This is a genomic window from Pseudomonas azerbaijanorientalis, assembly GCF_019139795.1.
Classification (GTDB): Bacteria; Pseudomonadota; Gammaproteobacteria; order Pseudomonadales; family Pseudomonadaceae; genus Aquipseudomonas; species Aquipseudomonas laurylsulfatiphila.
The window spans coordinates 3,628,970-3,651,179 of record NZ_CP077078.1 but is presented as its reverse complement, the minus strand read 5'-3'; the positions used below and the strand labels follow the sequence as shown (position 1 = coordinate 3,651,179).

Annotated in this window: 21 protein-coding genes; 9 read left to right on the top strand and 12 right to left on the bottom strand. The window is 61.3% G+C overall.

Features of this window, described 5'->3' with window-relative positions; all coding sequences use genetic code 11:
* Positions 1-582 (top strand): hypothetical protein, encoded by a 582-nt coding sequence (locus KSS91_RS16160; RefSeq protein WP_217835381.1) that lies wholly within the window; start codon positions 1-3, stop codon positions 580-582.
* 74 nt (positions 583-656) lie between these two features.
* Positions 657-1,238 carry a GGDEF domain-containing protein gene (locus KSS91_RS16155; protein WP_217835380.1) on the top strand — a complete coding sequence of 194 codons (582 nt, stop codon included), beginning with the start codon at positions 657-659 and terminating at the stop codon, positions 1,236-1,238.
* A gap of 121 nt (positions 1,239-1,359) precedes the next feature.
* Here the strand turns inward: KSS91_RS16155 and KSS91_RS16150 are convergent, their stop codons facing one another.
* The gene (locus KSS91_RS16150; RefSeq protein ID WP_217835379.1) at positions 1,360-1,785 is read right to left on the bottom strand and encodes a VOC family protein; all 426 of its coding nucleotides are present in this window, start codon (positions 1,783-1,785) and stop codon (positions 1,360-1,362) included.
* 113 nt (positions 1,786-1,898) lie between these two features.
* On the opposite strand from KSS91_RS16150, the gene KSS91_RS16145 reads away from it, so the two are divergent.
* Positions 1,899-2,759 carry a LysR family transcriptional regulator gene (locus KSS91_RS16145; RefSeq protein ID WP_217835378.1) on the top strand — a complete coding sequence of 287 codons (861 nt, stop codon included), beginning with the start codon at positions 1,899-1,901 and terminating at the stop codon, positions 2,757-2,759.
* 171 nt (positions 2,760-2,930) lie between these two features.
* Here KSS91_RS16145 and fabI read toward each other — a convergent pair whose 3' ends face one another.
* From fabI to gloB, 8 genes are all read right to left on the bottom strand, one after another.
* Positions 2,931-3,725 (bottom strand): enoyl-ACP reductase FabI, encoded by a 795-nt coding sequence (gene fabI, locus KSS91_RS16140; RefSeq protein WP_008028639.1) that lies wholly within the window; start codon positions 3,723-3,725, stop codon positions 2,931-2,933.
* A gap of 19 nt (positions 3,726-3,744) precedes the next feature.
* A complete protein-coding gene (locus KSS91_RS16135) occupies positions 3,745-5,355 on the bottom strand; it encodes an ABC transporter ATP-binding protein (RefSeq protein ID WP_217835377.1) in 1,611 nt (536 codons plus the stop codon).
* A 1-nt stretch (position 5,356) separates the two neighbouring features.
* On the bottom strand, positions 5,357-6,376 hold the full coding sequence (locus KSS91_RS16130; protein ID WP_015095378.1) for an ABC transporter permease: 1,020 nt from the start codon (positions 6,374-6,376) through the stop codon (positions 5,357-5,359).
* A 1-nt stretch (position 6,377) separates the two neighbouring features.
* Complete coding sequence (locus KSS91_RS16125) at positions 6,378-7,451, bottom strand: microcin C ABC transporter permease YejB (protein WP_007979116.1); 1,074 nt, start codon at positions 7,449-7,451, stop codon at positions 6,378-6,380.
* A gap of 4 nt (positions 7,452-7,455) precedes the next feature.
* Complete coding sequence (locus KSS91_RS16120; protein WP_217835376.1) at positions 7,456-9,297, bottom strand: extracellular solute-binding protein; 1,842 nt, start codon at positions 9,295-9,297, stop codon at positions 7,456-7,458.
* Positions 9,294-11,114, bottom strand: coding sequence for an extracellular solute-binding protein (locus KSS91_RS16115; RefSeq protein WP_437179757.1), 1,821 nt, complete (start codon positions 11,112-11,114; stop codon positions 9,294-9,296). Before KSS91_RS16115 ends, KSS91_RS16120 begins: the two co-directional genes overlap by 4 nt.
* Before the next feature lie 189 nt (positions 11,115-11,303).
* A complete protein-coding gene (locus KSS91_RS16110; RefSeq protein WP_015095375.1) occupies positions 11,304-12,734 on the bottom strand; it encodes a transglycosylase SLT domain-containing protein in 1,431 nt (476 codons plus the stop codon).
* A 99-nt stretch (positions 12,735-12,833) separates the two neighbouring features.
* Complete coding sequence (gene gloB, locus KSS91_RS16105) at positions 12,834-13,601, bottom strand: hydroxyacylglutathione hydrolase (RefSeq protein ID WP_217835374.1); 768 nt, start codon at positions 13,599-13,601, stop codon at positions 12,834-12,836.
* 65 nt (positions 13,602-13,666) lie between these two features.
* On the opposite strand from gloB, the gene KSS91_RS16100 reads away from it, so the two are divergent.
* The 5 genes from KSS91_RS16100 (at position 13,667) to KSS91_RS16080 (ending at position 19,072) form a co-directional block, all read left to right on the top strand.
* Positions 13,667-14,425: a class I SAM-dependent methyltransferase gene (locus KSS91_RS16100; RefSeq protein WP_217835373.1), complete on the top strand. Its 759-nt coding sequence runs from the start codon at positions 13,667-13,669 to the stop codon at positions 14,423-14,425.
* Between the two features lie 93 nt (positions 14,426-14,518).
* A complete protein-coding gene (rnhA, locus tag KSS91_RS16095) occupies positions 14,519-14,971 on the top strand; it encodes a ribonuclease HI (protein WP_007996378.1) in 453 nt (150 codons plus the stop codon).
* A gap of 195 nt (positions 14,972-15,166) precedes the next feature.
* Entirely contained in the window at positions 15,167-15,925 is a 759-nt protein-coding gene (dnaQ, locus tag KSS91_RS16090; protein ID WP_007979124.1) for a DNA polymerase III subunit epsilon, read from the top strand.
* 262 nt (positions 15,926-16,187) lie between these two features.
* Positions 16,188-18,443: an Orn/Lys/Arg family decarboxylase gene (locus KSS91_RS16085; RefSeq protein ID WP_217835372.1), complete on the top strand. Its 2,256-nt coding sequence runs from the start codon at positions 16,188-16,190 to the stop codon at positions 18,441-18,443.
* A 14-nt stretch (positions 18,444-18,457) separates the two neighbouring features.
* Positions 18,458-19,072: a GNAT family N-acetyltransferase gene (locus KSS91_RS16080; RefSeq protein ID WP_217835371.1), complete on the top strand. Its 615-nt coding sequence runs from the start codon at positions 18,458-18,460 to the stop codon at positions 19,070-19,072.
* Here the strand turns inward: KSS91_RS16080 and KSS91_RS16075 are convergent.
* Positions 19,038-19,931, bottom strand: coding sequence for a LysR family transcriptional regulator (locus tag KSS91_RS16075; RefSeq protein ID WP_217835370.1), 894 nt, complete (start codon positions 19,929-19,931; stop codon positions 19,038-19,040). The genes KSS91_RS16080 and KSS91_RS16075 overlap by 35 nt on opposite strands.
* A gap of 88 nt (positions 19,932-20,019) precedes the next feature.
* Complete coding sequence (locus tag KSS91_RS16070; RefSeq protein WP_015095369.1) at positions 20,020-20,247, bottom strand: hypothetical protein; 228 nt, start codon at positions 20,245-20,247, stop codon at positions 20,020-20,022.
* A gap of 176 nt (positions 20,248-20,423) precedes the next feature.
* Between KSS91_RS16070 and KSS91_RS16065 the strand changes: the two genes are divergently transcribed.
* On the top strand, positions 20,424-20,984 hold the full coding sequence (locus KSS91_RS16065) for an NADPH-dependent FMN reductase (RefSeq protein ID WP_217835369.1): 561 nt from the start codon (positions 20,424-20,426) through the stop codon (positions 20,982-20,984).
* A gap of 198 nt (positions 20,985-21,182) precedes the next feature.
* Here the strand turns inward: KSS91_RS16065 and KSS91_RS16060 are convergent, their stop codons facing one another.
* Positions 21,183-22,133, bottom strand: a complete 951-nt coding sequence (locus KSS91_RS16060) for a DUF1853 family protein (protein ID WP_217835368.1) — start codon at positions 22,131-22,133, stop codon at positions 21,183-21,185.
* Positions 22,134-22,210: the final 77 nt, after the last annotated feature.

Below are 22,210 nucleotides of genomic sequence, written 5' to 3'. Positions count from 1 at the left end.
ATGAAACGTCACCACTGGTTGCTCGGGACGGTGATTCTGATCTGTCTTGTGGCCTACGCGTCGCATGTATTCGCCGAAGACCGCGAGGCCTTGCAGGCGTTCGACACCGTGCAGAAGGTCTTCCAGAGCCCGCGTTGCCAGAACTGCCACATTCCCGGGGATTCGCCGCTGCAATTCGATGCCGGCGTGCCCCACGCCATGAATGTCGTGCGCGGCATGGACGGCAAGGGCTCGGCCGGGTTGCCCTGTGCAGCCTGCCATGGGCAAAGCAATCCACCGGCCAGCTATGGCCCTCATGCGCCGCCCGGGGCGCCACACTGGAGCCTGCCGCCGGCAGCGCAGCGGATGGCCTGGATCGGCCTGCCGGCCGACCGTCTGTGCGCGATGATCAAGGATCGCGCCAGCAACGGCGACCGGGATTTCGCCGCGCTGATCAAGCACGTCAGCGACGACAAACTGGTGCTGTGGGGCTGGAACCCGGGTGGCAATCGCGCGCCGGTGCCGGTGCCGCACGACATCTTCGTCAGCCAATTCAAACGCTGGGCCGACGCAGGAGGGCCGTGTCCGGTGGCGGGTAGCTGACCAACGGCGCGCTTGCAGGGAGTCAATGCGGGTATGGGCGACTCTAAAGTGCATACCAGCAATGGGAGTGAACGATGTTGATCTCAGGCAAAACGGGCAAATCGGGCCGTTCCGCGAGCCCGTTGCTCACGCCACAGCAAGAACGGGAGCGGCTGCGTGAAATGGCGCGCCAGGCCGAGCGAGAGCTGGCGGGCGTGCAAATGGCAAGCATGGATGAGCTGACGCTGCTGTCCAATCGCCATGGCTTCACCGCGCTGGCCCGACTCGGGCTGGAGGCTTGCCGGGCGCTGGAGACGCCGGCGACGCTGCTGTACTTCTCCCTCGATGAGTTCAAGCGCATCAGCTATCTGTATGGCCGGGCCAAAGGTGACGATGCACTCAAGACCTTCGCCGATGTGCTGCGTATCGGCTTTCGTGAAAACGATGTGGTCGGCCGGCTCGAAGGCGACCGCTTCGTGGCGCTGCTGACCGGGTCCGGCACCGTGGAAACTGCGGCGATCAAGGCGCGTCTCAATGAGATACTCGACGAGCGCAACGCTGCGGCGCATCGCAGTTATGACATTCGCTTCAGTGTTGTGCAGGTCGAATATGACCCGGTTGTGCATGGCTCGATCGAGGAGCTGCTGGAGGAGGCCGAGAGTGTGATGAGCCGTTAGTATCAGGCTGGCTGGGCGGGCCCAATCGCGAGCAGGCTCGCTCCCACATTGACCGGCGTTGGCCACCCACTAACCCCTGTGGGAGCGAGCCTGCTCGCGAAGGCGTCCTGACAGACGCCACCTATTTGGCAAACAACTGCCCAATATCCTTGAACGCCTTGAACTCCAGCGCATTCCCGCAAGGATCAAACAGAAACATCGTCGCCTGTTCGCCCACCAGCCCCTGAAAACGAATCCCCGGCTCAATCACGAAGCGAGTTCCCAGCGATTTCAGCCGCTCGGCCAATGCTTCCCACTCCGCCATCCCGAGTACCACGCCAAAATGCGGCACCGGCACATCGTGACCATCGACGGCGTTGGTGTGGGCTGCTTCTTGCGGAGGGTTTTTCGGCGCCAGGTGAATCACCAGTTGATGGCCAAAAAAATTGAAATCGACCCAATGGTCGCTCGACCGACCTTCTTCCAGGCCAAACACCGCGCCATAAAAGTGCCGGGCGGCGGGCAAGTCGTAGACTGGAATGGCCAGGTGAAAAGGGGACAGTTGCATCGGGCGAACCTCGGTGGTGGGTGGGCGTGTGTTGAGTTTAGTCCTGTGCTTTTTGATTGAAAGACGATAATTTTTGCGTCGAGCTCAAATTATTTCGATCAATCGAGGCCGCCATGCTGCGAGAACTGAAAACCTTTGTTGCCGTGGCGCGTCACGGCACGTTCGCCGCGGCCGGCATGCACATCGGCCTGACGCAGTCGGCCGTCAGCGCGCAGATTCGCAATCTGGAACAGGCCCTGGGCATCCGTCTGTTCGACCGCACCGGGCGTCAGGCGCTGCTCAATGCGGCGGGGCAGCGTGCATTGCCGATGGCCAGGGAAATGCTCGAGACCTTCAGCCGCATGGCGGTCAGTGACGATGTCAGCGAGTACCGTGGTGAGTTGAAAATCGGCGCGGTGGCGACCGCCCAGACCGGGCTGCTGCCTCAGGCGCTGTTGCGATTGCGCCAGCAGGCGCCCTTGCTGGAGCCCAAACTGGTGCCGGGTGTGTCACTGAACCTGCTGAGTCAGGTGGACACCGGAGAAGTGGATCTGGCGATCCTGATCAAGCCGCCATTCGAGTTGCCCAAGGAGTTGTCCGCGCAGGTGATACGCCGGGAGCCGTTCGTGCTGATCGTACCGGCGAACCTGGACGGCGATGATCCATTGCAACTGCTCGCCGAGCACCCGCATGTGCGCTACGACCGCAATTCGTTTGGCGGGCGACTGGTGACGCGGTTCTTGCGCGAACAGCAGATCGAGGTGCACGGGGCACTGGAGCTGGATGAACTGGAGGCCATTGTCAAAATGGTTGAGTGTGGGTTGGGGATTTCGTTGTTGCCGCAGGCGGGGTTGTGGCTTGAGCATGGGGCCGGGGTGCGAGTCATCCCCTTGGGCGAGTTGACGTTCTATCGGGAGATTGTGTTGTTGCAGCGCTATAGTCAGCGGACTCAGCCGATTCAGCAGTTGTTCGCTCAATGCCTGGCACAACACTGACCCTGTGGGAGCGGGCTTGCTCGCGAATACGGTGTGTCATTCAGAATTTGTATCGACTGACACTACGCCTTCGCGAGCAAGCCCGCTCCCACATTTGATCGAGTCATGGCGGAAATCACAGGCATAAAAAACCCGCCAAAAGAGGCGGGTTTTTTATTGGCTGACCGAAGATTACTCTTCGAGGCTGCCCATGGCCGTGGTGTTGAAGCCACCGTCCACGTACATGATTTCACCGCTGATGCCGGACGCCAGGTCCGAGCACAGGAAGGCGCCGGCGTTGCCGACTTCTTCGATGGTGACGTTGCGGCGCAGCGGAGTTTGCGCTTCGTTGGCGGCCAGCATCTTGCGGAAGTTCTTGATGCCGGAAGCGGCGAGGGTGCGGATCGGGCCTGCCGATACGCAGTTGACGCGGGTACCGTCCGGGCCCAGGGAACCGGCCAGGTAACGTACGCCGGCTTCCAGGGAAGCCTTGGCCATGCCCATCACGTTGTAGTTCGGCATGGTGCGCTCGGCGCCCAGGTACGACAGGGTCAGCAGGCTGCCGTTGCGGCCTTTCATCATTTCGCGGCCGGCCTTGGCCAGGGCCACGAAGCTGTAGGCGCTGATGTCGTGAGCGATGCGGAAACCTTCACGGGTGGTGGCTTCGGTGAAGTCGCCGTCCAGTTGGTCGCCCGGGGCGAAGCCCACGGAGTGCACGATGCAGTCCAGGCCGTCCCACTTTTTGCCCAGTTCAACGAAGACCTTGGCGATTTCTTCATCGCTGGCCACGTCGCACGGGAAGCACAGGTCAGGGTTGGAACCCCAGCTCTGTGCGAACTCTTCGACACGACCCTTGAGTTTGTCGTTCTGATAAGTGAAGGCAAGCTCAGCGCCCTCGCGATGCATGGCGGCAGCAATGCCGGATGCGATGGACAGCTTGCTGGCGACACCGACGATCAGTACGCGCTTACCGGCGAGAAAACCCATGTGTTGCTCCTCTTTCAGGTTATTGCGCAGTGGCCGGAGCCAAAAAAGCGGCTTCCAGCAACTGCTGTGTATACGGATGTTGGGGGGCGGCAAAAATACTTTGCGCGTCTCCCTGTTCGACCACTTGGCCATGCTTGACCACCATCAACTGGTGGCTCAGCGCTTTCACCACAGCCAGGTCATGGCTGATAAACAGATACGTCAGGTTGTACTTGGTTTGCAGCGAACGCAAAAGCTCCACTACCTGGCGTTGTACCGTGCGGTCGAGGGCCGAAGTCGGCTCGTCCAGCAAAATCAACGCCGGTTTTAACACCAATGCCCGGGCAATGGCGATTCTCTGCCGTTGCCCACCGGAAAATTCGTGGGGGTAGCGGTGCCGGGTTTCCGGATCCAGGCCTACCTCCTTGAGTGCTGCAATGATCGCTTGTTCCTGTTGCTCCTCGGTCCCCATCTTGTGGATCCGCAAGCCTTCGCCAACGATCTGGCTCACGCACATCCGTGGGCTCAGGCTGCCGAACGGGTCCTGAAACACCACTTGCATCTGCCGCCGCAGCGGCCGGACCTGTTGCTGCGTCAGGCTGTCCAGCGGCTGGCCTTCAAAGCGAATGGCGCCTTTGCTGGCGATCAACCGCAAAATCGCCAGGCCCAGGGTCGATTTGCCGGAACCGCTTTCTCCCACTATCCCCAGGGTCTGGCCCTGGGGCAGGCTGAAGTTGATGCCGTCGACCGCCTTGACGTAATCCACCGTGCGCTTGAGCAAGCCTTTCTTGATCGGAAACCAGACTTTCAGGTCCTCGACCGCCAGCAAGGGCGGACCGATCACGTTGCTTGCGGGCTTGCCGTCGGGCTCCGCTGCCAGCAGTTCCCGAGTGTACGGATGCTGCGGCGCACGGAACAATTCTTCGCACGATGCCTGTTCGACGATGCAACCTTGCTGCATGACACATACGCGATGCGCAATTCTTCGCACGAGGTTCAAATCGTGGCTGATCAGCAGCAGCGCCATGCCCAAACGAGCCTGCAATTGCTTGAGCAATTCGAGGATTTTCAGCTGAACGGTCACGTCCAGCGCGGTGGTCGGTTCGTCGGCGATCAGCAGTTCCGGTTCGTTGGCCAGGGCCATGGCGATCATCACCCGCTGGCGCTGACCACCGGACAATTCGTGGGGCAGGGCCTTGAGGCGCTTGTGCGGCTCGGGGATGCCGACCATCTCCAGCAACTCCAGGGTGCGTTTGGTCGCGACCTTGCCGCTCAGGCCCTTGTGGATGCCCAGCACCTCGTTGATCTGCTTTTCGATCGAGTGCAACGGATTGAGCGAGGTCATCGGCTCCTGGAAGATCATCGCAATCCGGTTGCCACGAATGTGGCGGATGGTTTTTTCCTTCAGGTCCAGCAAGTTCTGCCCGGAATACTCGATGGTGCCGGAGGGATGGCGGGCGAGCGGGTAGGGCAGCAGGCGCAGGATCGAATGCGCGGTCACCGATTTACCGGAACCGCTCTCGCCGACCAGGGCCAGGGTTTCGCCGCGCCTGATGTCGAAGCTGACGCCTTCGACGGCCCGCTGACAACGATTGCCGACAACAAATTCGACGGACAGGTTGCGCACTTCGATCAGATTTTCCTGATTCATTTCACTTCCTCGGGTCGAAGGCATCGCGAGCGGATTCGCCGATGAACACCAGCAGGCTCAACATCAGGGCCAGCACCGCAAAGGCGCTGATGCCCAGCCAGGGCGCTTGCAGATTGGATTTGCCTTGGGCCACCAGTTCACCCAGCGACGGGCTGCCCGCCGGCAGACCGAAACCGAGGAAGTCCAGGGCGGTCAATGTGCCGATGGCGCCGGTGAGGATGAACGGCATGAAAGTCATGGTCGAGACCATCGCGTTGGGCAGGATATGGCGGAACATGATCGCACCGTTCTGCATGCCCAGGGCGCGGGCGGCGCGTACGTATTCCAGGTTGCGCCCGCGCAGGAATTCGGCGCGCACCACGTCCACCAGGCTCATCCACGAGAACAGCAGCATGATCCCCAGCAGCCACCAGAAGTTAGGTTGCACGAAGCTGGCAAGGATGATCAGCAGGTACAGCACCGGCAGCCCGGACCAGATCTCCAGGAAGCGCTGCCCGGCCAGGTCCACCCAGCCGCCGTAAAAACCCTGCAAGGCGCCTGCGATCACGCCGATGATCGAACTGAACACGGTCAGGGTCAGGGCGAACAGCACCGAAATGCGGAAACCGTAGATCACCCGGGCCAGCACGTCGCGGCCCTGGTCGTCGGTGCCCAGCAGGTTGTCCGTCGAGGGCGGGGCCGGGGCCGGGACTTTCAGGTCGTAGTTGATGCTCTGGTAGCTATAGGGAATGGGCGCCCACAGCACCCAGGCGTCCTTGGCCTTGAGCAGTTCGCGGATGTACGGGCTCTTGTAGTTGGCTTCCAGCGGGAATTCGCCGCCGAAGGTGGTTTCCGGGTAGCGCTTGAGCGCCGGGAAGTACCAGTTGTTGTCGTAATGCACCGCCAGCGGCTTGTCGTTGGCGATCAGCTCGGCGCCTAGGCTGGCGCCGAACAGGATCAGGAACAGCCACAGCGACCACCAGCCACGCTTGTTGGCCTTGAACAGTTCGAAGCGCCGGCGATTGAGAGGGGACAGGTTCATCTCAATGCTCCCGGCTTTCGAAGTCGATACGCGGATCGACAAAGGTGTAGGTGAGGTCGCCGATCAGTTTCACTACCAGCCCCAGCAACGTGAAGATGAACAGCGTGCCGAACACCACCGGGTAATCGCGATTGATCGCTGCTTCGAAACTCATCAGGCCCAGGCCGTCGAGGGAGAAGATCACCTCCACCAGCAGCGAGCCGGTGAAGAAGATGCCGATGAAGGCTGAAGGGAAACCGGCGATCACCAGCAGCATGGCGTTGCGGAACACATGGCCGTACAGCACGCGGTGGTTGGTCAGGCCCTTGGCCCTGGCGGTGATCACGTACTGCTTGTTGATCTCGTCGAGGAAACTGTTTTTGGTCAGCAGGGTCATGGTCGCGAAGTTGCCGATCACCAGAGCGGTCACCGGCAGCGCCAGGTGCCAGAAGTAGTCGAGGATCTTGCCGCCCATGCTCAGTTCATCGAAGTTGTTCGAAGTCAGCCCCCGCAACGGGAACCAGTCCAGATAGCTGCCGCCGGCGAATACCACGATCAACAGGATGGCGAACAGGAACGCCGGGATCGCGTAGCCGACGATGATTGCCGAACTGGTCCAGACGTCGAAATGGCTGCCGTGTCGCGTGGCCTTGGCGATCCCCAGCGGGATCGACACCAGGTACATGATCAGGGTGCTCCACAGCCCGAGGGAGATCGACACCGGCATCTTTTCCTTGATCAGGTCGATGACCTTGGCGTCGCGAAAGAAGCTGTCGCCAAAATCCAGCGACGCATAGTTCTTGACCATGATCCACAAGCGTTCCGGCGCCGATTTGTCGAAGCCGTACATGTGCTCGATTTCCTTGATCAGCGCCGGGTCCAGGCCTTGGGCGCCGCGATAGGCCGAGCCTGCCACCGAGACTTCGGCACCGCCGCCGGCGATGCGGCTGGTGGCGCCTTCGAAGCCTTCGAGCTTGGCGATCATTTGCTCCACCGGCCCGCCCGGGGCGGCCTGGATGATCACGAAGTTGATCAGCAAGATGCCGAACAGGGTCGGAATGATCAGCAACAGTCGACGAAAAATGTACGCCAGCATCTGATTACTCCGTGCCCGCAGGATCGGCCTGCAGTATGGTTTCGACTTCTATCGCCGGCTTGATGTCGGGCTTGACCCACCAGGTGGCCGTGCCGATGTCGTACTTGGGCGAGACCTTCGGGTGGCCGAGGTGGTTCCAGTACGCCACGCGCCAGGTCTTGATGTGCCAGTTGGGTATTACGTAATAGCCCCATTGCAGAACGCGGTCCAGCGCGCGGGCATGGGCCACCAGGCTTTTGCGCGAATCGGCGTTGATCAGTCGCTCGACCAGTTGATCGACCACCGGATCTTTGAGCCCCATGGAATTGCGGCTGCCGGGTTTGTCGGCGGCGGCCGACATCCAGAATTCCCGTTGTTCGTTACCCGGTGAGTTGGACTGGGGGAAGCTGCCGACGATCATGTCGAAGTCCCGGGAGCGCACGCGGTTGATGTACTGCGAGACGTCGACCCGGCGGATCACCAGGTCGATGCCCAGGTCGCTCAGGTTGCGCTTGAACGGCAGCAGTACCCGTTCGAATTCGGTCTGGGCCAACAGGAACTCGATGACCACCGGCTTGCCGGTAGCATCGACCATTTTGTCATCGACGATGCGCCAGCCGGCCTCCTGCAACAGTTGATAGGCTTGCCGTTGCTGGGCGCGGATCATGCCACTGCCGTCGGTAGTCGGGTTCTGGAAGGCTTCGCTGAACACCTGCGGCGGCAGCTTGGCGCGGAACGGTTCGAGGATCGCCACCTGCTCGGCGTCAGGCAGGCCGGTGGCAGCCATTTCCGAGTTCTCGAAGTAACTGCGGGTACGCACATAGGCCCCGTTGAACAGTTGCTTGTTGGTCCATTCGAAATCCAGCAACAGTGACAGGGCCTGGCGCACACGCACATCCTGGAACACCGGGCGACGCATATTGAACACGAAGCCTTGCATGCCGGTCGGGTTGCCGTTGGGGATCTGCTCCTTGACCAGTCGGCCCTCGGTGACCGCCGGGATGTTGTAGGCGTTGGCCCAGTTCTTCGCGGTCATCTCAAGCCAGTAGTCGAACTGCCCGGCCTTGAGTGCTTCCAGGGCGACGGTGTTGTCGCGGTAGTAATCGGTGGTCATCACGTCGAAGTTATAGAAACCGCGATTGACCGGCAGGTCCTTGCCCCAGTAGTCCTTCACTCGCTCGTAGCGCACCGAGCGCCCGGCCTTCACTTCGCCGACCTTGTAGGGGCCGCTGCCCAACGGGATTTCAAGGTTGCCCTTGTTGAAGTCGCGGTCGGCCCACCAATGCTTGGGTAGCACCGGCAACTGGCCGAGGATCAGCGGCAGCTCGCGGTTGTTGGTGTGCTTGAACTTGAACAGCACGGTCAACGGGTCTTCGGCGATCACTTCGGCCACGTCGTTGTAGTAACCGCGGTACATCGGCGCGCCGTCCTTGGTCAGCATCTGGAAGCTGAACACCACGTCCTCGGCGCGTACCGGATGGCCGTCATGGAAGCGCGCTTCGGGGCGCAGGTAGAAGCGCACCCAGCCGTTGTCCGGGGCTTTCTCGATCAGCCGGGCGATCAGGCCGTACTCGGTGAACGGCTCGTCCAGGCCTTGCTTGGCCAGGGTGTCGTAGATGATGCCGATATCATCCGCCGGCACGCCTTTGCTGATGAACGGGTTGAGGCTGTCGAAGCCACCGAACCCGGCCTGGCGGAAGATCCCGCCCTTGGGCGCGTCGGGATTGACGTAGTCGAAGTGCTTGAAGTCGGCCGGGTACTTCGGCGGCTCGTTGTACAGGGTCACGGCGTGTTGCGGGGCGGCGCAGGCCAGCCCGGCGAACAACAGGCCGCTGGCCTGCAGGAGCAGGGTGCGGATGGGGTTCATTGATCTTTCTCCGAAGATTTCAGCCACCACGCATTCAGGCCCAGGGTGTAGGGCGGCGTGGTGACAAAGGCGAGCCGGTTGCGGTACGCCAGACGGTGATAATTGAGGTACCAGTTGGGAACGATGTAGTGCTGCCACAGCAGCACGCGGTCAAGGGCCTTGCCGGCGGCGACTTGCTGGTCACGGGTCTGGGCGGCCAGCAACTGTTCGAGCAGATGGTCGACCACCGGATTGGCAATGCCGGCGTAGTTCTTGCTGCCCTTGACCCCGGCCTGGCTGGAGTGAAAGTACTGCCATTGTTCCAGGCCGGGGCTGAGGGTCTGGTTGAGGGTCATCAGGATCATGTCGAAATCGAACTGGTCGAGGCGCTGCTTGTATTGCGCGCGATCGACCGTGCGCAGCCGCGCATCGATGCCGATGCTGGCGAGGTTCTCGACGTAGGGTTGGAGGATGCGTTCCAGGTTCGGGTTGACCAGCAACAGCTCCAGGCGCATGGGTTGGCCTGCGGCGTTTTGCAGGTGCTGGCCATTGAGCTTCCAGCCGGCTTCGGCGAGCAGGCCGAGGGCATTGCGCAAGGTCTCGCGGGGGATGCCGCGGCCATCGGTCTGCGGCAGGCTGAATGGCTCGGTAAAGAGCCTGGCCGGCAGTTGTTCACGGTAGGGCTTGAGCAACAGCCATTCATGCCCGACCGGCAAGCCGCCGGCCGAGAACTCGCTGTTGGGGTAATAGCTCATGGCGCGTTTGTAGGCACCGCTGAACAGTGCACGGTTGGTCCATTCAAAGTTGAACATCAGCCCCAGTGCTTCACGGACCCTGGCATCCGAGAAAGTCGGTCGGCGGCTGTTCATGAACAGGCCCTGGGTCTGGGTCGGGATCTGGTGGGGAATCTGTGCCTTGATCACGTCACCACGGCGTAGGGCGGGGAAGTTGTAGCCGGTGTCCCAGTTCTTCGCCTGATGCTCGATATAGATGTCGAATTCACCGGCCTTGAACGCCTCGAATGCGACGTCGCTGTCGCGGTAGAACTCGACTTCCATGCGGTCGACGTTGTACTTGCCGCGATTGACCGACAGGTCCTTGCCCCAATAATCCTTGACCCGTTCGAAGACGATCTGGCGTCCTGGCGTGACCATCGTGATGCGGTACGGCCCGCTGCCCAGTGGCGGTTCGAACGTGGTGGCCTTGAAGTCACGGCCCTTCCAGTAGTGCTGTGGCAACACCGGCATTTCGCCCAGGCGCAGGATCAGCAGCGGATTGCCGGCGCGCTTGAACACGAAACGGATGCGCTGGGGGTTGAGGATGTCGACCCGCAGCACCTCCTGAAGGTTGGTGCGGTAAAGCGGATGCCCTTCCTTGAGCAGCGTGCGGTAGGAGAACGCAACGTCGAAGGCGGTAATCGGCGTGCCGTCATGGAAGCGTGCTTCAGGACGCAGGTTGAACACCACCCAACTGCGGTCCTCGCTGAACTCCACCGACTGGGCGATCAGGCCATAGCTGGACGCGGGCTCGTCACCCGAAGGCGCGTACTGCCCGGTGCCGACCATCAGCGGTTCGTTGAGTTCGTTGATGCCGTATTGCAGGAAGTTCGGGGTGGTGACCGGGCTGGTGCCCTTGAAGGTGTACGGGTTGAGCGTATCGAAGGTGCCAAACGCCATCACCCGCAACGTACCGCCCTTGGGCGCTTGCGGGTTGACCCAGTCGAAGTGGGTAAATCGGGCCGGGTACTTGAGCGTGCCGAACTGCGCATAACCATGGCTTTCGCTGATCGTCGCGCTTGCGGTGGAGCTCAAGGCCAGGCTGAACAGGAGCAGGGGCAGGGGACGCTTCAAATAGGAGATCCGATCCAGGCGGCTTGGGCTTTGTGGACCGTACAGTAACAGCTTGTATGGACAGGAAAAAGACGGGGGATTAGTGCGCAATATCGGTCGGGCCACAATCCCTGTGGGAGCGAGCAGCCCACAAAAACTGTGAAGACATAAAAAAGCCCCTGAAATCAGGGGCTCTTTTTAATGCGGATTGGCCACTGTCAACATCTGGCCGGGTTTCAGCGCCTGGCCGACACGAGGATTCCAGCGCTTGAGGTGCTGCATCTCGACGTTGAAGCGCTTGGCCACGATGTACAGCGAGTCGCCTTGCTGGACCTTGTACTTGGTCTGCTGCTTTTTGGAGTTGGCGGCAATCACGGTGTTGACGCGCCCGGAGCTGCGTTTGCTGTTGTCCTGCATGACCAGGGTCTGGCCGGGCTTGAGATTCTTGCCGGTCAGTTTGTTCCAGCGTTGCAGGTCCTTCACGTCAACGTTGTTGGCCTTGGCGATGGAACCCAGGTTGTCACCCCGTTTGACCCGGTAGGACCGCCTGGCGCTGGCGACCTGGGTGTCGTCGGCACCTTCGAAGACCGGCTTGAGCGATTTCTTGCTGATCAACTCTTCAGGACGCATGGTCTGCAGGCTGCTGGTCAGCAGTTGCGCCTTGGAAGTCGGCACCAGCAGGTGCTGCGGGCCGTCGATGGTGGTGCGCTGCTTGAAGGCCGGGTTGAGCTGGAACAGTTCATCTTCGTCGATGTTGGCCACTTCAGCGACCTTGGACAGGTCCATGCGCTGGTTGATTTCGACGACCTGGAAATAGGGTTCGTTGGCGATCGGGTTGAGGTTCACGCCGTAGGCTTCCGGCGCCATCACCACTTGCGACAGCGCCAGCAACTTCGGCACGTAGGCCTGGGTTTCGGAGGGCAGTGGCAGGTTCCAGTAATCGGTCGGCAGACCGAGACGCTCGTTGCGCTCGATGGCCCGGCTGACGGTGCCTTCGCCGGCGTTGTAGGCCGCCAGGGCCAGCATCCAGTCGCCGTTGAACATGTCGTGCAGGCGGGTCAGGTAATCCAGCGCGGCGGTGGTCGACGCGGTGATGTCGCGACGGCCATCATAGAAACGGGTCTGGCGCAGGTTGAAGTAACGCCCGGTGGACGGGATGAATTGCCAAAGACCCACCGCGTTGGCCCGGGAATAGGCCATCGGGTTGTAGGCACTCTCAATCACTGGCAGCAGGGCCAGTTCCAGCGGCATGTTGCGTTCTTCAAGGCGCTCGACGATGTAGTGAATGTAGAGGCTGCCACGTTCACCGGCGTTTTCGAGGAAAGACGGATTGCTGGCGAACCACAGGCGCTGCTGCTCGATACGCGGGTTGACACCCAGCCCGTCCTGCAACTGGAAGCCCTGGCGCATTCGCTCCCAGACGTCCTGTGGAATTTGCGGGCTGGGCTTTTCGCTGAGCCAGATCGGCTTCTGCTTGGCGCGCGCGGCGACGTTCGGCGTGTGCGCCGCATCGGTCTGCGGCGCATGGCTGGAACAGCCCGCCAGGGTGGCGGACACAGCCACCGCAATGGCTTGAGCCAGGCGGGTCAATGCGTCGGAACTGATGGCTTTGCGAATAGGTGACGACATTGGCTGGAAGTAAGTTCCGGGCAAAAATGTCGGGCGATTCTAGAAAGCGCACCCTGCGCGGTCAACCTTTCAGAATTGTTACAGCCTTTGGGGACCCCTTTAGAACGCGTCTTTCCAAGCGCGAAGCGCAGCAAAAACCATATCGGGCGCCGAGTTATCGGTGCCGGTCCGTTCGTCCGCTTTTTCTTTAACGGATGTTTCACCGGCGCGCAAAAACGGGTTTGTGAGCTTTTCCAGTGCCAGTGTCGACGGCAGCGTCATGATCCCGGATTCCCGTTGGCGGGTGACTTTGGCCAGGCGTTCGGCCGTATCCGGATTGTTCGGTTCGACGGCTGCGGCAAACTTCAGATTGCTCAGGGTGTATTCGTGGGTGCAGTAGACCAGCGTGTCTTCCGGCAACTCCGCGAGACGTGTCAGCGAGCTGTACATTTGCTGTGGCGTGCCTTCGAACAACCGCCCGCAACCGGCGGCAAACAGGGTGTCGCCGCAGAACAGCAAGCCGTGATGGTAATAGGCGATATGCCCCAGGGTGTGGCCGGGGACCGCGAAGATATCGAAGTCCAGCCCCAGCACGCTGATGCGTTCGTTGTCCTTGAGCGCAACGTCCCGCGCCGGGATCTTTTCGCTGGCCGGACCATAGACTTTCGCGTCCGTCGCTTTTTTCAGCTGTTCGACTCCGCCGACGTGGTCATGATGGTGGTGAGTGATCAAAATATCACTCAGTACCCAGCCCGGATTGGCCGCAAGCCAGGCGTGTACCGGGGCGGCATCACCCGGGTCGACCACCGCGCAGCGTTTACTGCCGTGGTCTTGTAACAACCAGATGTAGTTGTCGGTGAAGGCGGGCAGGGCTGTGATCTGTATCATCGTCGGATTCGCCAAGCGGAAAACAATGGCGCATCTTAGAACTTCCTGGCGCGTTGGAGAATGCAATGACTGATAAAGCGTTCGCACAGGCTGATCCTGACTGGCTGGCGTTGATCAGCGCCGCCCGCGAGTGGCTGGAAGGTCCGATCGGGCAATTCCTGCTGGACGAAGAGCGTCGCATGCTCGAAGACGAGCTCGGGCGGTTCTTTGGTGGCTATCTGGTGCATTACGGTCCGTCGGCCCAGACCCCGCCGTCAGCGCCGCAGGTGCAGCGCAACGTACGCCTTGGCGCGCCGTTGCCGGGGGTCGAGATAGTCTGTGAAGAACAGGCCTGGCCGCTGAGCGAGCACGCCGCCGACGTGGTGGTGTTGCAGCATGGCCTGGATTTCTGCCTGTCGCCCCACGGGTTGCTTCGCGAGGCGGCAAGCAGCGTGCGCCCCGGCGGGCATCTGCTGATCATCGGCATCAATCCCTGGAGCAGTTGGGGCCTGCGGCATGTGTTTGCCCAGGATGGGCTGCGCAAGGCGCGCTGTATTTCGCCGTCACGGGTCGCGGACTGGCTGAACCTGCTGGGCTTCGCGCTGGAGAAACGCCGCTTCGGGTGCTATCGTCCGCCGCTTGCGTCTCCGGCATGGCAAACCCGCCTGGCCGGATGGGAGCGCAGGGCCGGTGACTGGCAACTGTCGGGCGGCGGCTTCTATTTATTGGTGGCGCGCAAGATCGTGGTGGGCCTGCGACCGGTCCGTCAGGAGCGGCGCGAGCCGATGGGCAAGTTGATTCCTTTGCCGATGGCCAAGGTCAACCGTCGCAACATCGAACCGTAACACACACTTTTTCATTTGCGGCCGGGCCTGTCCCGGCTTCGGGCGTCGTCGATCTGCGATCGGCGGGCCAGCGCATTTTCTGGATAGATTGGCATGAGCGATAGCGTAGAACTGTTCACCGACGGCGCCTGCAAGGGCAACCCCGGCCCTGGCGGCTGGGGCGCACTGCTGGTGTGCAAGGGCGTTGAAAAGGAACTCTGGGGCGGCGAAGCCAATACCACCAACAACCGCATGGAGCTGATGGGTGCGATCCGTGGCCTGGAAGAGCTCAAGCGTCCCTGTGAGGTGCTGCTGGTGACCGACTCCCAGTACGTGATGAAGGGCATCAACGAGTGGATGGACAACTGGAAGAAGCGCGGCTGGAAAACCGCGGCGAAGGAGCCGGTGAAGAACGCTGATCTGTGGAAGTTGCTCGACGAGCAGGTCAACCGCCACAAGGTCACCTGGAAATGGGTGCGCGGGCACATTGGCCATCACGGCAACGAACGCGCCGACCAGTTGGCCAACCGTGGCGTCGACGAAGTGCGCGGGTACAAGCAGGACTGATTCCGGTACTACCGATGCACCGCGCCGCGGCCTTCGCGAGCAAGCCCGCTCCCACATTGATCTCCATGCGCCACAGATCCCTTGTGGGAGCGGGCTTGCTCGCGAAGAAGGTGGCGACTGGTGTATCTGAAAGCCCCTGCAAGCGTGATAACATCACCGCTTTTGCACGATTGACCGATTGAGAGCTGAGCACTGATGGCCACCAGATCCGTTGTACTCGACACCGAAACCACCGGCATGCCGGTGACCGACGGCCACCGGATTATCGAAATCGGTTGTGTCGAGTTGATCGGCCGACGCCTGACGGGCCGGCACTTTCACGTGTACCTGCAGCCCGATCGCGAAAGTGACGAGGGCGCCATCGGCGTCCACGGCATTACCAACGAATTCCTCGTGGGCAAGCCGCGTTTTGCCGAGGTGGCCGAAGAATTCTTCGAGTTCATCAAGGGCGCGCAGCTGATCATCCATAACGCGGCGTTCGACGTTGGCTTCATCAACAACGAATTCGCCCTGATGGGGCAGCAGGACCGCGCGGACATCACGCAGCACTGCACGATCCTCGACACCCTGATGATGGCCCGGGAACGTCACCCGGGGCAGCGCAACAGCCTCGACGCCTTGTGCAAACGTTATGGCGTCGACAACTCCGGCCGTGAGCTGCACGGCGCCTTGCTCGACTCCGAGATTCTCGCCGACGTCTACCTGACCATGACCGGCGGGCAGACCAGCCTTTCCCTGGCCGGTAACGCCTCCGATGGCAACGGCTCCGGTGAAGGGGCGGACAATTCGGCCACCGAAATCCGTCGTTTGCCGGCGGACCGCCAGCCGACGCGCATCATCCGCGCCAGCGAAGACGACCTGGCCCGCCACGCGGCGCGTCTGGAAATCATCGGCAAATCCGCTGGTGCCCCGGCGTTGTGGGTGCAGTTGGCTGAGGCTGAAGCCCAGGCCTGACGCCAGTCTTTTGGTGAATGGCTTTTGTGGCGAGGGGGGCTTGGCCCCGTTCGGCTGCGAAGCAGACGTAATTCCATTCTCTGCGGTTTATCCGAAAGATTGTTGGGGGTCGCTTCGCGACCCAACGGGGGCAAGCCCCCTCGCCACAGGGAAGCGCTCTCGTCGCCACAAAGTGGTGCATCCCGCTCGCCACTTGCGCTGCAACACTCTACCCTGAGGTGATTGGCAGGCTCTGGTCTGCCGTCTCAGGACACTGAGCCTCATGTATAAAGATTTGAAATTCCCGGTCCTGATTGTCCATCGCGACATCAAGTCCGACAGCGTCGCCGGCGACCGCGTGCGGGGTATTGCCCGGGAGCTGGAGCAGGAAGGGTTCAGCGTCGTTTCGGCGGTGAACTACACCGAAGGACGACTGGTGGCGTCGACCTACCATGGCCTGTCCTGCATGTTGATAGCGTCTGAGGACGCCAGCACCCATTCCCATTTATTGCAAAACATGGCCGAACTGATCGGTCTGGCGCGGGTGCGTGCGCCGGATCTGCCGATCTTCGCCCTCGGCGAAAAAGTGACCCTGGAAAACGCTCCCGCCGATGCCATGGCCGAGCTCAACCAGTTGCGCGGCATTCTTTACCTGTTTGAAGACACCGTGCCCTTTCTTGCCCGGCAGGTGGCCCGTGCTGCGCGCAAGTACCTTGATGGCCTGTTGCCGCCATTCTTCAAGGCCCTGGTGCAGCACACCGCGGATTCCAACTATTCCTGGCACACCCCCGGTCACGGCGGTGGCGTGGCGTATCACAAAAGTCCGGTCGGGCAGGCGTTTCACCAGTTTTTCGGGGAAAACACCCTGCGCTCGGATCTTTCGGTGTCGGTGCCGGAGCTCGGGTCCTTGCTCGATCACACCGGCCCCCTGGCTGAAGCCGAGGCCCGTGCAGCCCGTAATTTCGGCGCCGATCACACCTTTTTCGTGATCAATGGCACGTCCACGGCCAACAAGATTGTCTGGCACTCGGTGGTCGCTCGCGATGATCTGGTGCTGGTGGATCGCAATTGCCACAAGTCGGTGCTGCACTCGATCATCATGACCGGCGCGATCCCGCTGTACTTGTGTCCGGAGCGTAATGAGCTGGGGATCATCGGCCCGATTCCCCTGAGCGAGTTCAGCCGCGAATCGATCCAGGCCAAGATCGACGCCAGCTCGCTGACCAAGGGGCGTGCACCGAAGGTCAAGCTCGCCGTAGTGACCAATTCGACCTATGACGGCCTTTGCTACAACGCCGAGCTGATCAGGCAGCAACTGGGCAGCAGCGTCGAGGTATTGCACTTCGACGAGGCCTGGTACGCCTATGCGGCGTTCCATGAGTTTTTTGCCGGGCGCTACGGCATGGGCACGTCCCGTGATGAAGGCAGTCCGTTGGTGTTCACCACCCATTCCACCCACAAGTTGCTGGCGGCCTTCAGTCAGGCGTCGATGATTCACGTTCGCGACGGCGGCGCGCGGCAACTGGACCGGGATCGCTTCAACGAAGCGTTCATGATGCACATCTCGACCTCGCCGCAGTACGGCATCATCGCCTCGCTGGATGTGGCTTCGGCGATGATGGAGGGGCCGGCGGGGCGTTCGCTGTTGCAGGAAATGTTCGACGAAGCCCTGAGTTTTCGCCGGGCGCTGGCTAACTTGCGCCAGCACATTGCCGCTGATGACTGGTGGTTTTCGATCTGGCAACCGCCGTCGGCAGAAGGCATCGAGCGGGTCGTCACCGAGGACTGGTTGCTGCAGCCGGAGGCCGACTGGCACGGCTTTGGCGGCGTGACTGACGATTATGTGCTGCTCGACCCGATCAAGGTCACGCTGGTGATGCCAGGGCTGACGGCCGGTGGCGCCCTCAGCGAGCGCGGGATTCCGGCGGCGGTGGTCAGCAAGTTCCTTTGGGAGCGTGGCCTGGTGGTTGAGAAGACCGGGCTGTATTCGTTCCTGGTGTTGTTCTCCATGGGCATCACCAAGGGCAAGTGGAGCACGCTGCTCACCGAATTGCTGGAGTTCAAGCGCAGTTATGACGCCAACGTCAGCCTGGCCAGTTGCCTGCCTTGCGTGGCGCAGGAGAATGTCGCGCGGTATCAGGGCATGGGCCTGCGTGATCTGTGCGATCAGTTGCATGCCTGTTATCGCAGCAATGCCACCGCCAGGCACCTCAAGCGCATGTACACCGTACTGCCGGAAGTCGCGATGAAGCCGGCGGACGCCTATGATCAATTGGTGCGCGGTGAAGTCGAAGCCGTATCGATCGATGCGCTGCACGGACGGATCGCCGCGGTGATGCTGGTGCCGTATCCACCCGGCATTCCGTTGATCATGCCGGGTGAACGCTTTACAGAGTCGACCCGCTCGATCATCGATTACCTGGCGTTTGCCCGCACGTTCGATAGCAGTTTCCCGGGATTCGTTGCTGATGTGCACGGATTGCAACACGAAGATCAGGGCAGTGGGCGGTGCTACACCGTCGATTGCATCAAGGAGTGAGGACCTTTCCCAGTATGCAGCCGGTTATAAATCCGAATTACCCAGGGTTGTCGGTACGGGTTGCCGATGAAGGTTTTGCCGCGTACATCTGGGGCAGTGACTTCAGTTTCGAAGTCGCGGCCTATGGTGCGGCCGAAATCGGCAAACCGGTCGCACTGTGGCCGGTGACGCCGATCACGCCTTATCGCAAGTGCTACGGCATCGACCCGGAGGAGTTCAGCAGCTTTCGCAATGCCGCCGACAGCGCGATCTTCATGGCTTATCTGGATGACCAGCCCGTGGGGCACCTGGTGGTCAGTACCAACTGGAACGGCTTTGCCCATATCGACGAACTGGCGGTGCATGCACCGGCCCGACGGCACGGTGTGGCCAAGGCCCTGCTGGATGTGGCGCAGTTCTGGAGCCGCAAGAAGAAACTCCCGGGCATCATGCTCGAAACCCAGAACAACAACCTGGGGGCCTGTCGGCTCTATGAGCGCTGCGGTTACGTGATCGGCGGGATCGACCACCTGCGTTATCGCGGCATCGATCCGAACACCGCCGAAGTGGCGCTGTTCTGGTATCGATTGTTCGAAAACCCGCTGGAAAACCCGCTCAGTTCGTCAGCATCGCCGCGGCTTGTTCCGTGACGATGGCCAACAGGGCCTGAACCGTTGAAGACGCTTCGGCGTTTTTCAGGGACAGGGCGTAGAGACTGATCGGGATAGCAGGTGCCAGTGGGCAACTGTCCAGTCCCGAGGCTTTGGCACCGAGGGCGGTAAAGGGGTCGACGATGGCCAGTCCTTCGCCGGCCTCGACCATGCTGCGCATCATCTGGTGCGTCTGCACCCGGGTCTGGATCACCGGGGCAGGGCGCAAGCCGTGCAGTTTGTTTTCCAGTGCCGGGCTCAGCGGGTCGTGCCCCTCCAGGCCGATCATCGATTGACCGGCCAGGTCCTGCAGTGAAATGTATTTCTGTTTCGGTTGCAGCCAGCCATGGGGGGCGAGCAACTGAAGTTTGCCCTGGGCAATCACCTGGCAATCGACGTCGGCGTGATCGGGGTCGTGCAGGCTCAGGCCCAGATCGCTTTCACGCAGCAGCAGGCTTCTGACGATGTCGCGGGTTGGCTGGCTCAACAGTGTGCAAGGCGCGTCGGGCAGGCGTCGGCGCAGGGCCGCGATGCTGTGAGGCAACAGTTGGTTGGCCAGGGGCGGGGTGCAGATGATGCGCAGCGGCGGCGCCAGGTATTGCCTGAGGCTGTTGGCCAGACGCTGCACCGGTTCGAGCGCGTCGTAGACCCGGGCAATTTCCACCTGCAGTTGCTGCGCTTCGCGGGTGGCCTGCAATCGTCCGCGAACGCTGGCGAACAGCATGAACCCCAACTGATCCTCGGCGTCGCGCAGCAAGCGCTCGACTTCGGTCACTGGCAACTGCAGCCATTCGGCGGCGGTGCCCAGGTGACCGGTCTGCAGGAGCGCCTGGATCACTTCGATATGGCGTAAGCGCATGCGTGAAGTCCATGTTCAGCAGGTGGAGGAGTCAGTGGCTGAATCCTACCCCAAGTCCGCGCATATGACTTCTGCTCATAACGACGGGTTATGAAGCGCTGACGGTTTGCGGTTCGCGGGTAATGGTCACGCCGGTTTGCACCAGCATGAATTGATTGTCGTCGACCTTGTTGACACGGTCGCCAATGGCCAGCTTATAGGTGGTGACAGGCCCGGAACCGTCTACCGCCGGGGTGGATTCCTGGAACTCGTGCACCGAATAAATACGGCCTTGCGCGTCTCTTGCGTGGAACTGACCGACGAGTACTGCTGCCATCTGCTTAGAACCTCTGGAGATAAATCACACAATTTGCGGCTCTGTAGACCGTATCTGGGTGAGGTAAGTTTTCCTACAGGAAAAAAATAGTCAGGGACGGCGTTTTTCAGTCGGCCGCTGCTTGAATCGTCATCTATAACTACAAGCTCTTCATATCGGACAGTCGAGACATTCCCATGAGCAACGTCTATTCGGTCGCCGTCGTGGTCGGCAGCTTGAGAAAGGAATCGATCAACCGCAAGGTCGCACGGGCCCTGGCTGAACTGGCACCGGCCAATCTGAAGCTGAACATCGTCGAAATTGGCGATCTGCCGCTCTACAACGAAGACATCGATGGCGCTTCACCGCCGGCAGCCTACAGCACTTTCCGACAACAAGTGAGTACATCCGACGCGGTGCTGTTCGTGACCCCGGAATACAACCGCTCGGTGCCGGCACCGTTGAAAAACGCGATTGACGTGGGTTCGCGTCCCTATGGGAAAAGTGCCTGGAACGGCAAGCCGGGCGCGATTATCAGCGTTTCGCCGGGGGCCGTCGGCGGGTTTGGTGCCAACCACAACCTGCGTCAATCCATGGTGTTTCTCAATGTGCCGCTGATGCAGCAACCGGAGGCCTATCTGGGGAACGCCGGTTCGGCGTTCGACGAGGCGGGCAAGCTGTCCGAGTCGGTCAAGCCGTTTCTGCAAAGCTTCATCAATGCCTATGGGCAATGGGTCGAGCAGCACAAGAAAGTCTGATGGTCGTTTGCCAGCGCTTTGGCCTGCAAAGCGCTGGGTGGTTATCCCTTTAGACCGTGTTGGCCTCTTCGCGAGCAAGCCCGCTCCCACAGGGATCCTCAGTGGATACAAGACTTGTGTTCGGCTGAGGCCCAATGTGGGAGCGGGCTTGGTCCGGGCGGCGATCCGACGAAGAGGCCGTCTCAGGCAATACTGGACTCAACCCTGTCCCGGCACATTCGGCCAAAGATCCGCCACCAGAAACAATCGCTCGGCCTCTTCCCAGTCGCCATTGGCATTCTCCGTCAGGCGCACCAGCAGTTGTGCCGGCGCCAGCGGGTCCAGGTCATTGAGCCATGCCCGCATTTGTTCAGGACTCCAGGTGTGCTCCGCCCAATAGTGCGCCGGTGCCAGCCAGGCATGGCGGGGCAGGGGTTGCCAGCGACCGGGCGGGCTTTGGGCAACCAACGCCGGCCAGTCCTTTTGATGCAGCCAGCGACCGCGCAAATGCTGCGGATGTGCACCCGACGGCGGCGCGGCCTGTCCGGGCCAGGGGTAGAGCAAATAGCCTCCCAGCCATAAATGGGCGCTGAAGGCCTGGATATCCAGCGCCGCCAGTACTTCACGGCTCTCGGGACGTGCGGAAATCGGTAATTGATGCTGGCTCAGGTGCGCCAGTTTGCGGTCGAGCCGATCGTGGCAGCCAGGGCCCAGCCACTGGGCGGTGTCGTGTCCGTCGCCCGATTGCGGGCCGAGGTAGAGCTTGATCGCCAGTTCCAGGTGATGCACACCGTCGCGGTCGCGCAGCAGCATGTCCAGTTCACCCAGAGTGTGCCCTTCGCGGCGAATCGGCATGTTGGCGGCAATCAGCTCAATGCCCGGCGCGTGCTGCACGGCAAATTGCCAGAGGCGTTCGTAGTACAGGCCCAGGCGGCGGGTGCGGGCCTGGGCCAGCCAATGCAGCAAGCCATAACTGTCCCGGTCCAGCTGCCGCAGCCACTGCTCCAGCCGGTCGGGAGCCTGCACCCAGTCGCTGCCGGCCAACGGGTGACGTTGCGGCCACGGGGTATCGTCCAGCATGGGCGGGGCGAGGATGACCCACGCCAGGTCACGCACTTCGGGATGGCGTAACTGATGGGGCAGGTGGAGCAAATCCGGAAATAGCATCATCTTGCGAGCATAGCCCGAAACCCGGGCACACCCTTGAAGCTGAAAGGATTTTGTCTATGGGCGGCTTTCGCCCATAA

What these genes read in the sequence shown, in the direction of transcription:
- KSS91_RS16160 (WP_217835381.1), top strand. Translation starts at nt 1, where the DNA reads ATGAAACGTCACCACTGGTTGCTCGGGACGGTGATTCTGATCTGTCTT.
- KSS91_RS16155 (WP_217835380.1), top strand. Translation starts at nt 657, where the DNA reads ATGTTGATCTCAGGCAAAACGGGCAAATCGGGCCGTTCCGCGAGCCCG.
- KSS91_RS16150 (WP_217835379.1), bottom strand. Translation starts at nt 1,785, where the DNA reads ATGCAACTGTCCCCTTTTCACCTGGCCATTCCAGTCTACGACTTGCCC.
- KSS91_RS16145 (WP_217835378.1), top strand. Translation starts at nt 1,899, where the DNA reads ATGCTGCGAGAACTGAAAACCTTTGTTGCCGTGGCGCGTCACGGCACG.
- fabI (WP_008028639.1), bottom strand. Translation starts at nt 3,725, where the DNA reads ATGGGTTTTCTCGCCGGTAAGCGCGTACTGATCGTCGGTGTCGCCAGC.
- KSS91_RS16135 (WP_217835377.1), bottom strand. Translation starts at nt 5,355, where the DNA reads ATGAATCAGGAAAATCTGATCGAAGTGCGCAACCTGTCCGTCGAATTT.
- KSS91_RS16130 (WP_015095378.1), bottom strand. Translation starts at nt 6,376, where the DNA reads ATGAACCTGTCCCCTCTCAATCGCCGGCGCTTCGAACTGTTCAAGGCC.
- KSS91_RS16125 (WP_007979116.1), bottom strand. Translation starts at nt 7,451, where the DNA reads ATGCTGGCGTACATTTTTCGTCGACTGTTGCTGATCATTCCGACCCTG.
- KSS91_RS16120 (WP_217835376.1), bottom strand. Translation starts at nt 9,297, where the DNA reads ATGAACCCCATCCGCACCCTGCTCCTGCAGGCCAGCGGCCTGTTGTTC.
- KSS91_RS16110 (WP_015095375.1), bottom strand. Translation starts at nt 12,734, where the DNA reads ATGTCGTCACCTATTCGCAAAGCCATCAGTTCCGACGCATTGACCCGC.
- gloB (WP_217835374.1), bottom strand. Translation starts at nt 13,601, where the DNA reads ATGATACAGATCACAGCCCTGCCCGCCTTCACCGACAACTACATCTGG.
- KSS91_RS16100 (WP_217835373.1), top strand. Translation starts at nt 13,667, where the DNA reads ATGACTGATAAAGCGTTCGCACAGGCTGATCCTGACTGGCTGGCGTTG.
- rnhA (WP_007996378.1), top strand. Translation starts at nt 14,519, where the DNA reads ATGAGCGATAGCGTAGAACTGTTCACCGACGGCGCCTGCAAGGGCAAC.
- dnaQ (WP_007979124.1), top strand. Translation starts at nt 15,167, where the DNA reads ATGGCCACCAGATCCGTTGTACTCGACACCGAAACCACCGGCATGCCG.
- KSS91_RS16085 (WP_217835372.1), top strand. Translation starts at nt 16,188, where the DNA reads ATGTATAAAGATTTGAAATTCCCGGTCCTGATTGTCCATCGCGACATC.
- KSS91_RS16080 (WP_217835371.1), top strand. Translation starts at nt 18,458, where the DNA reads ATGCAGCCGGTTATAAATCCGAATTACCCAGGGTTGTCGGTACGGGTT.
- KSS91_RS16075 (WP_217835370.1), bottom strand. Translation starts at nt 19,931, where the DNA reads ATGCGCTTACGCCATATCGAAGTGATCCAGGCGCTCCTGCAGACCGGT.
- KSS91_RS16070 (WP_015095369.1), bottom strand. Translation starts at nt 20,247, where the DNA reads ATGGCAGCAGTACTCGTCGGTCAGTTCCACGCAAGAGACGCGCAAGGC.
- KSS91_RS16065 (WP_217835369.1), top strand. Translation starts at nt 20,424, where the DNA reads ATGAGCAACGTCTATTCGGTCGCCGTCGTGGTCGGCAGCTTGAGAAAG.
- KSS91_RS16060 (WP_217835368.1), bottom strand. Translation starts at nt 22,133, where the DNA reads ATGATGCTATTTCCGGATTTGCTCCACCTGCCCCATCAGTTACGCCAT.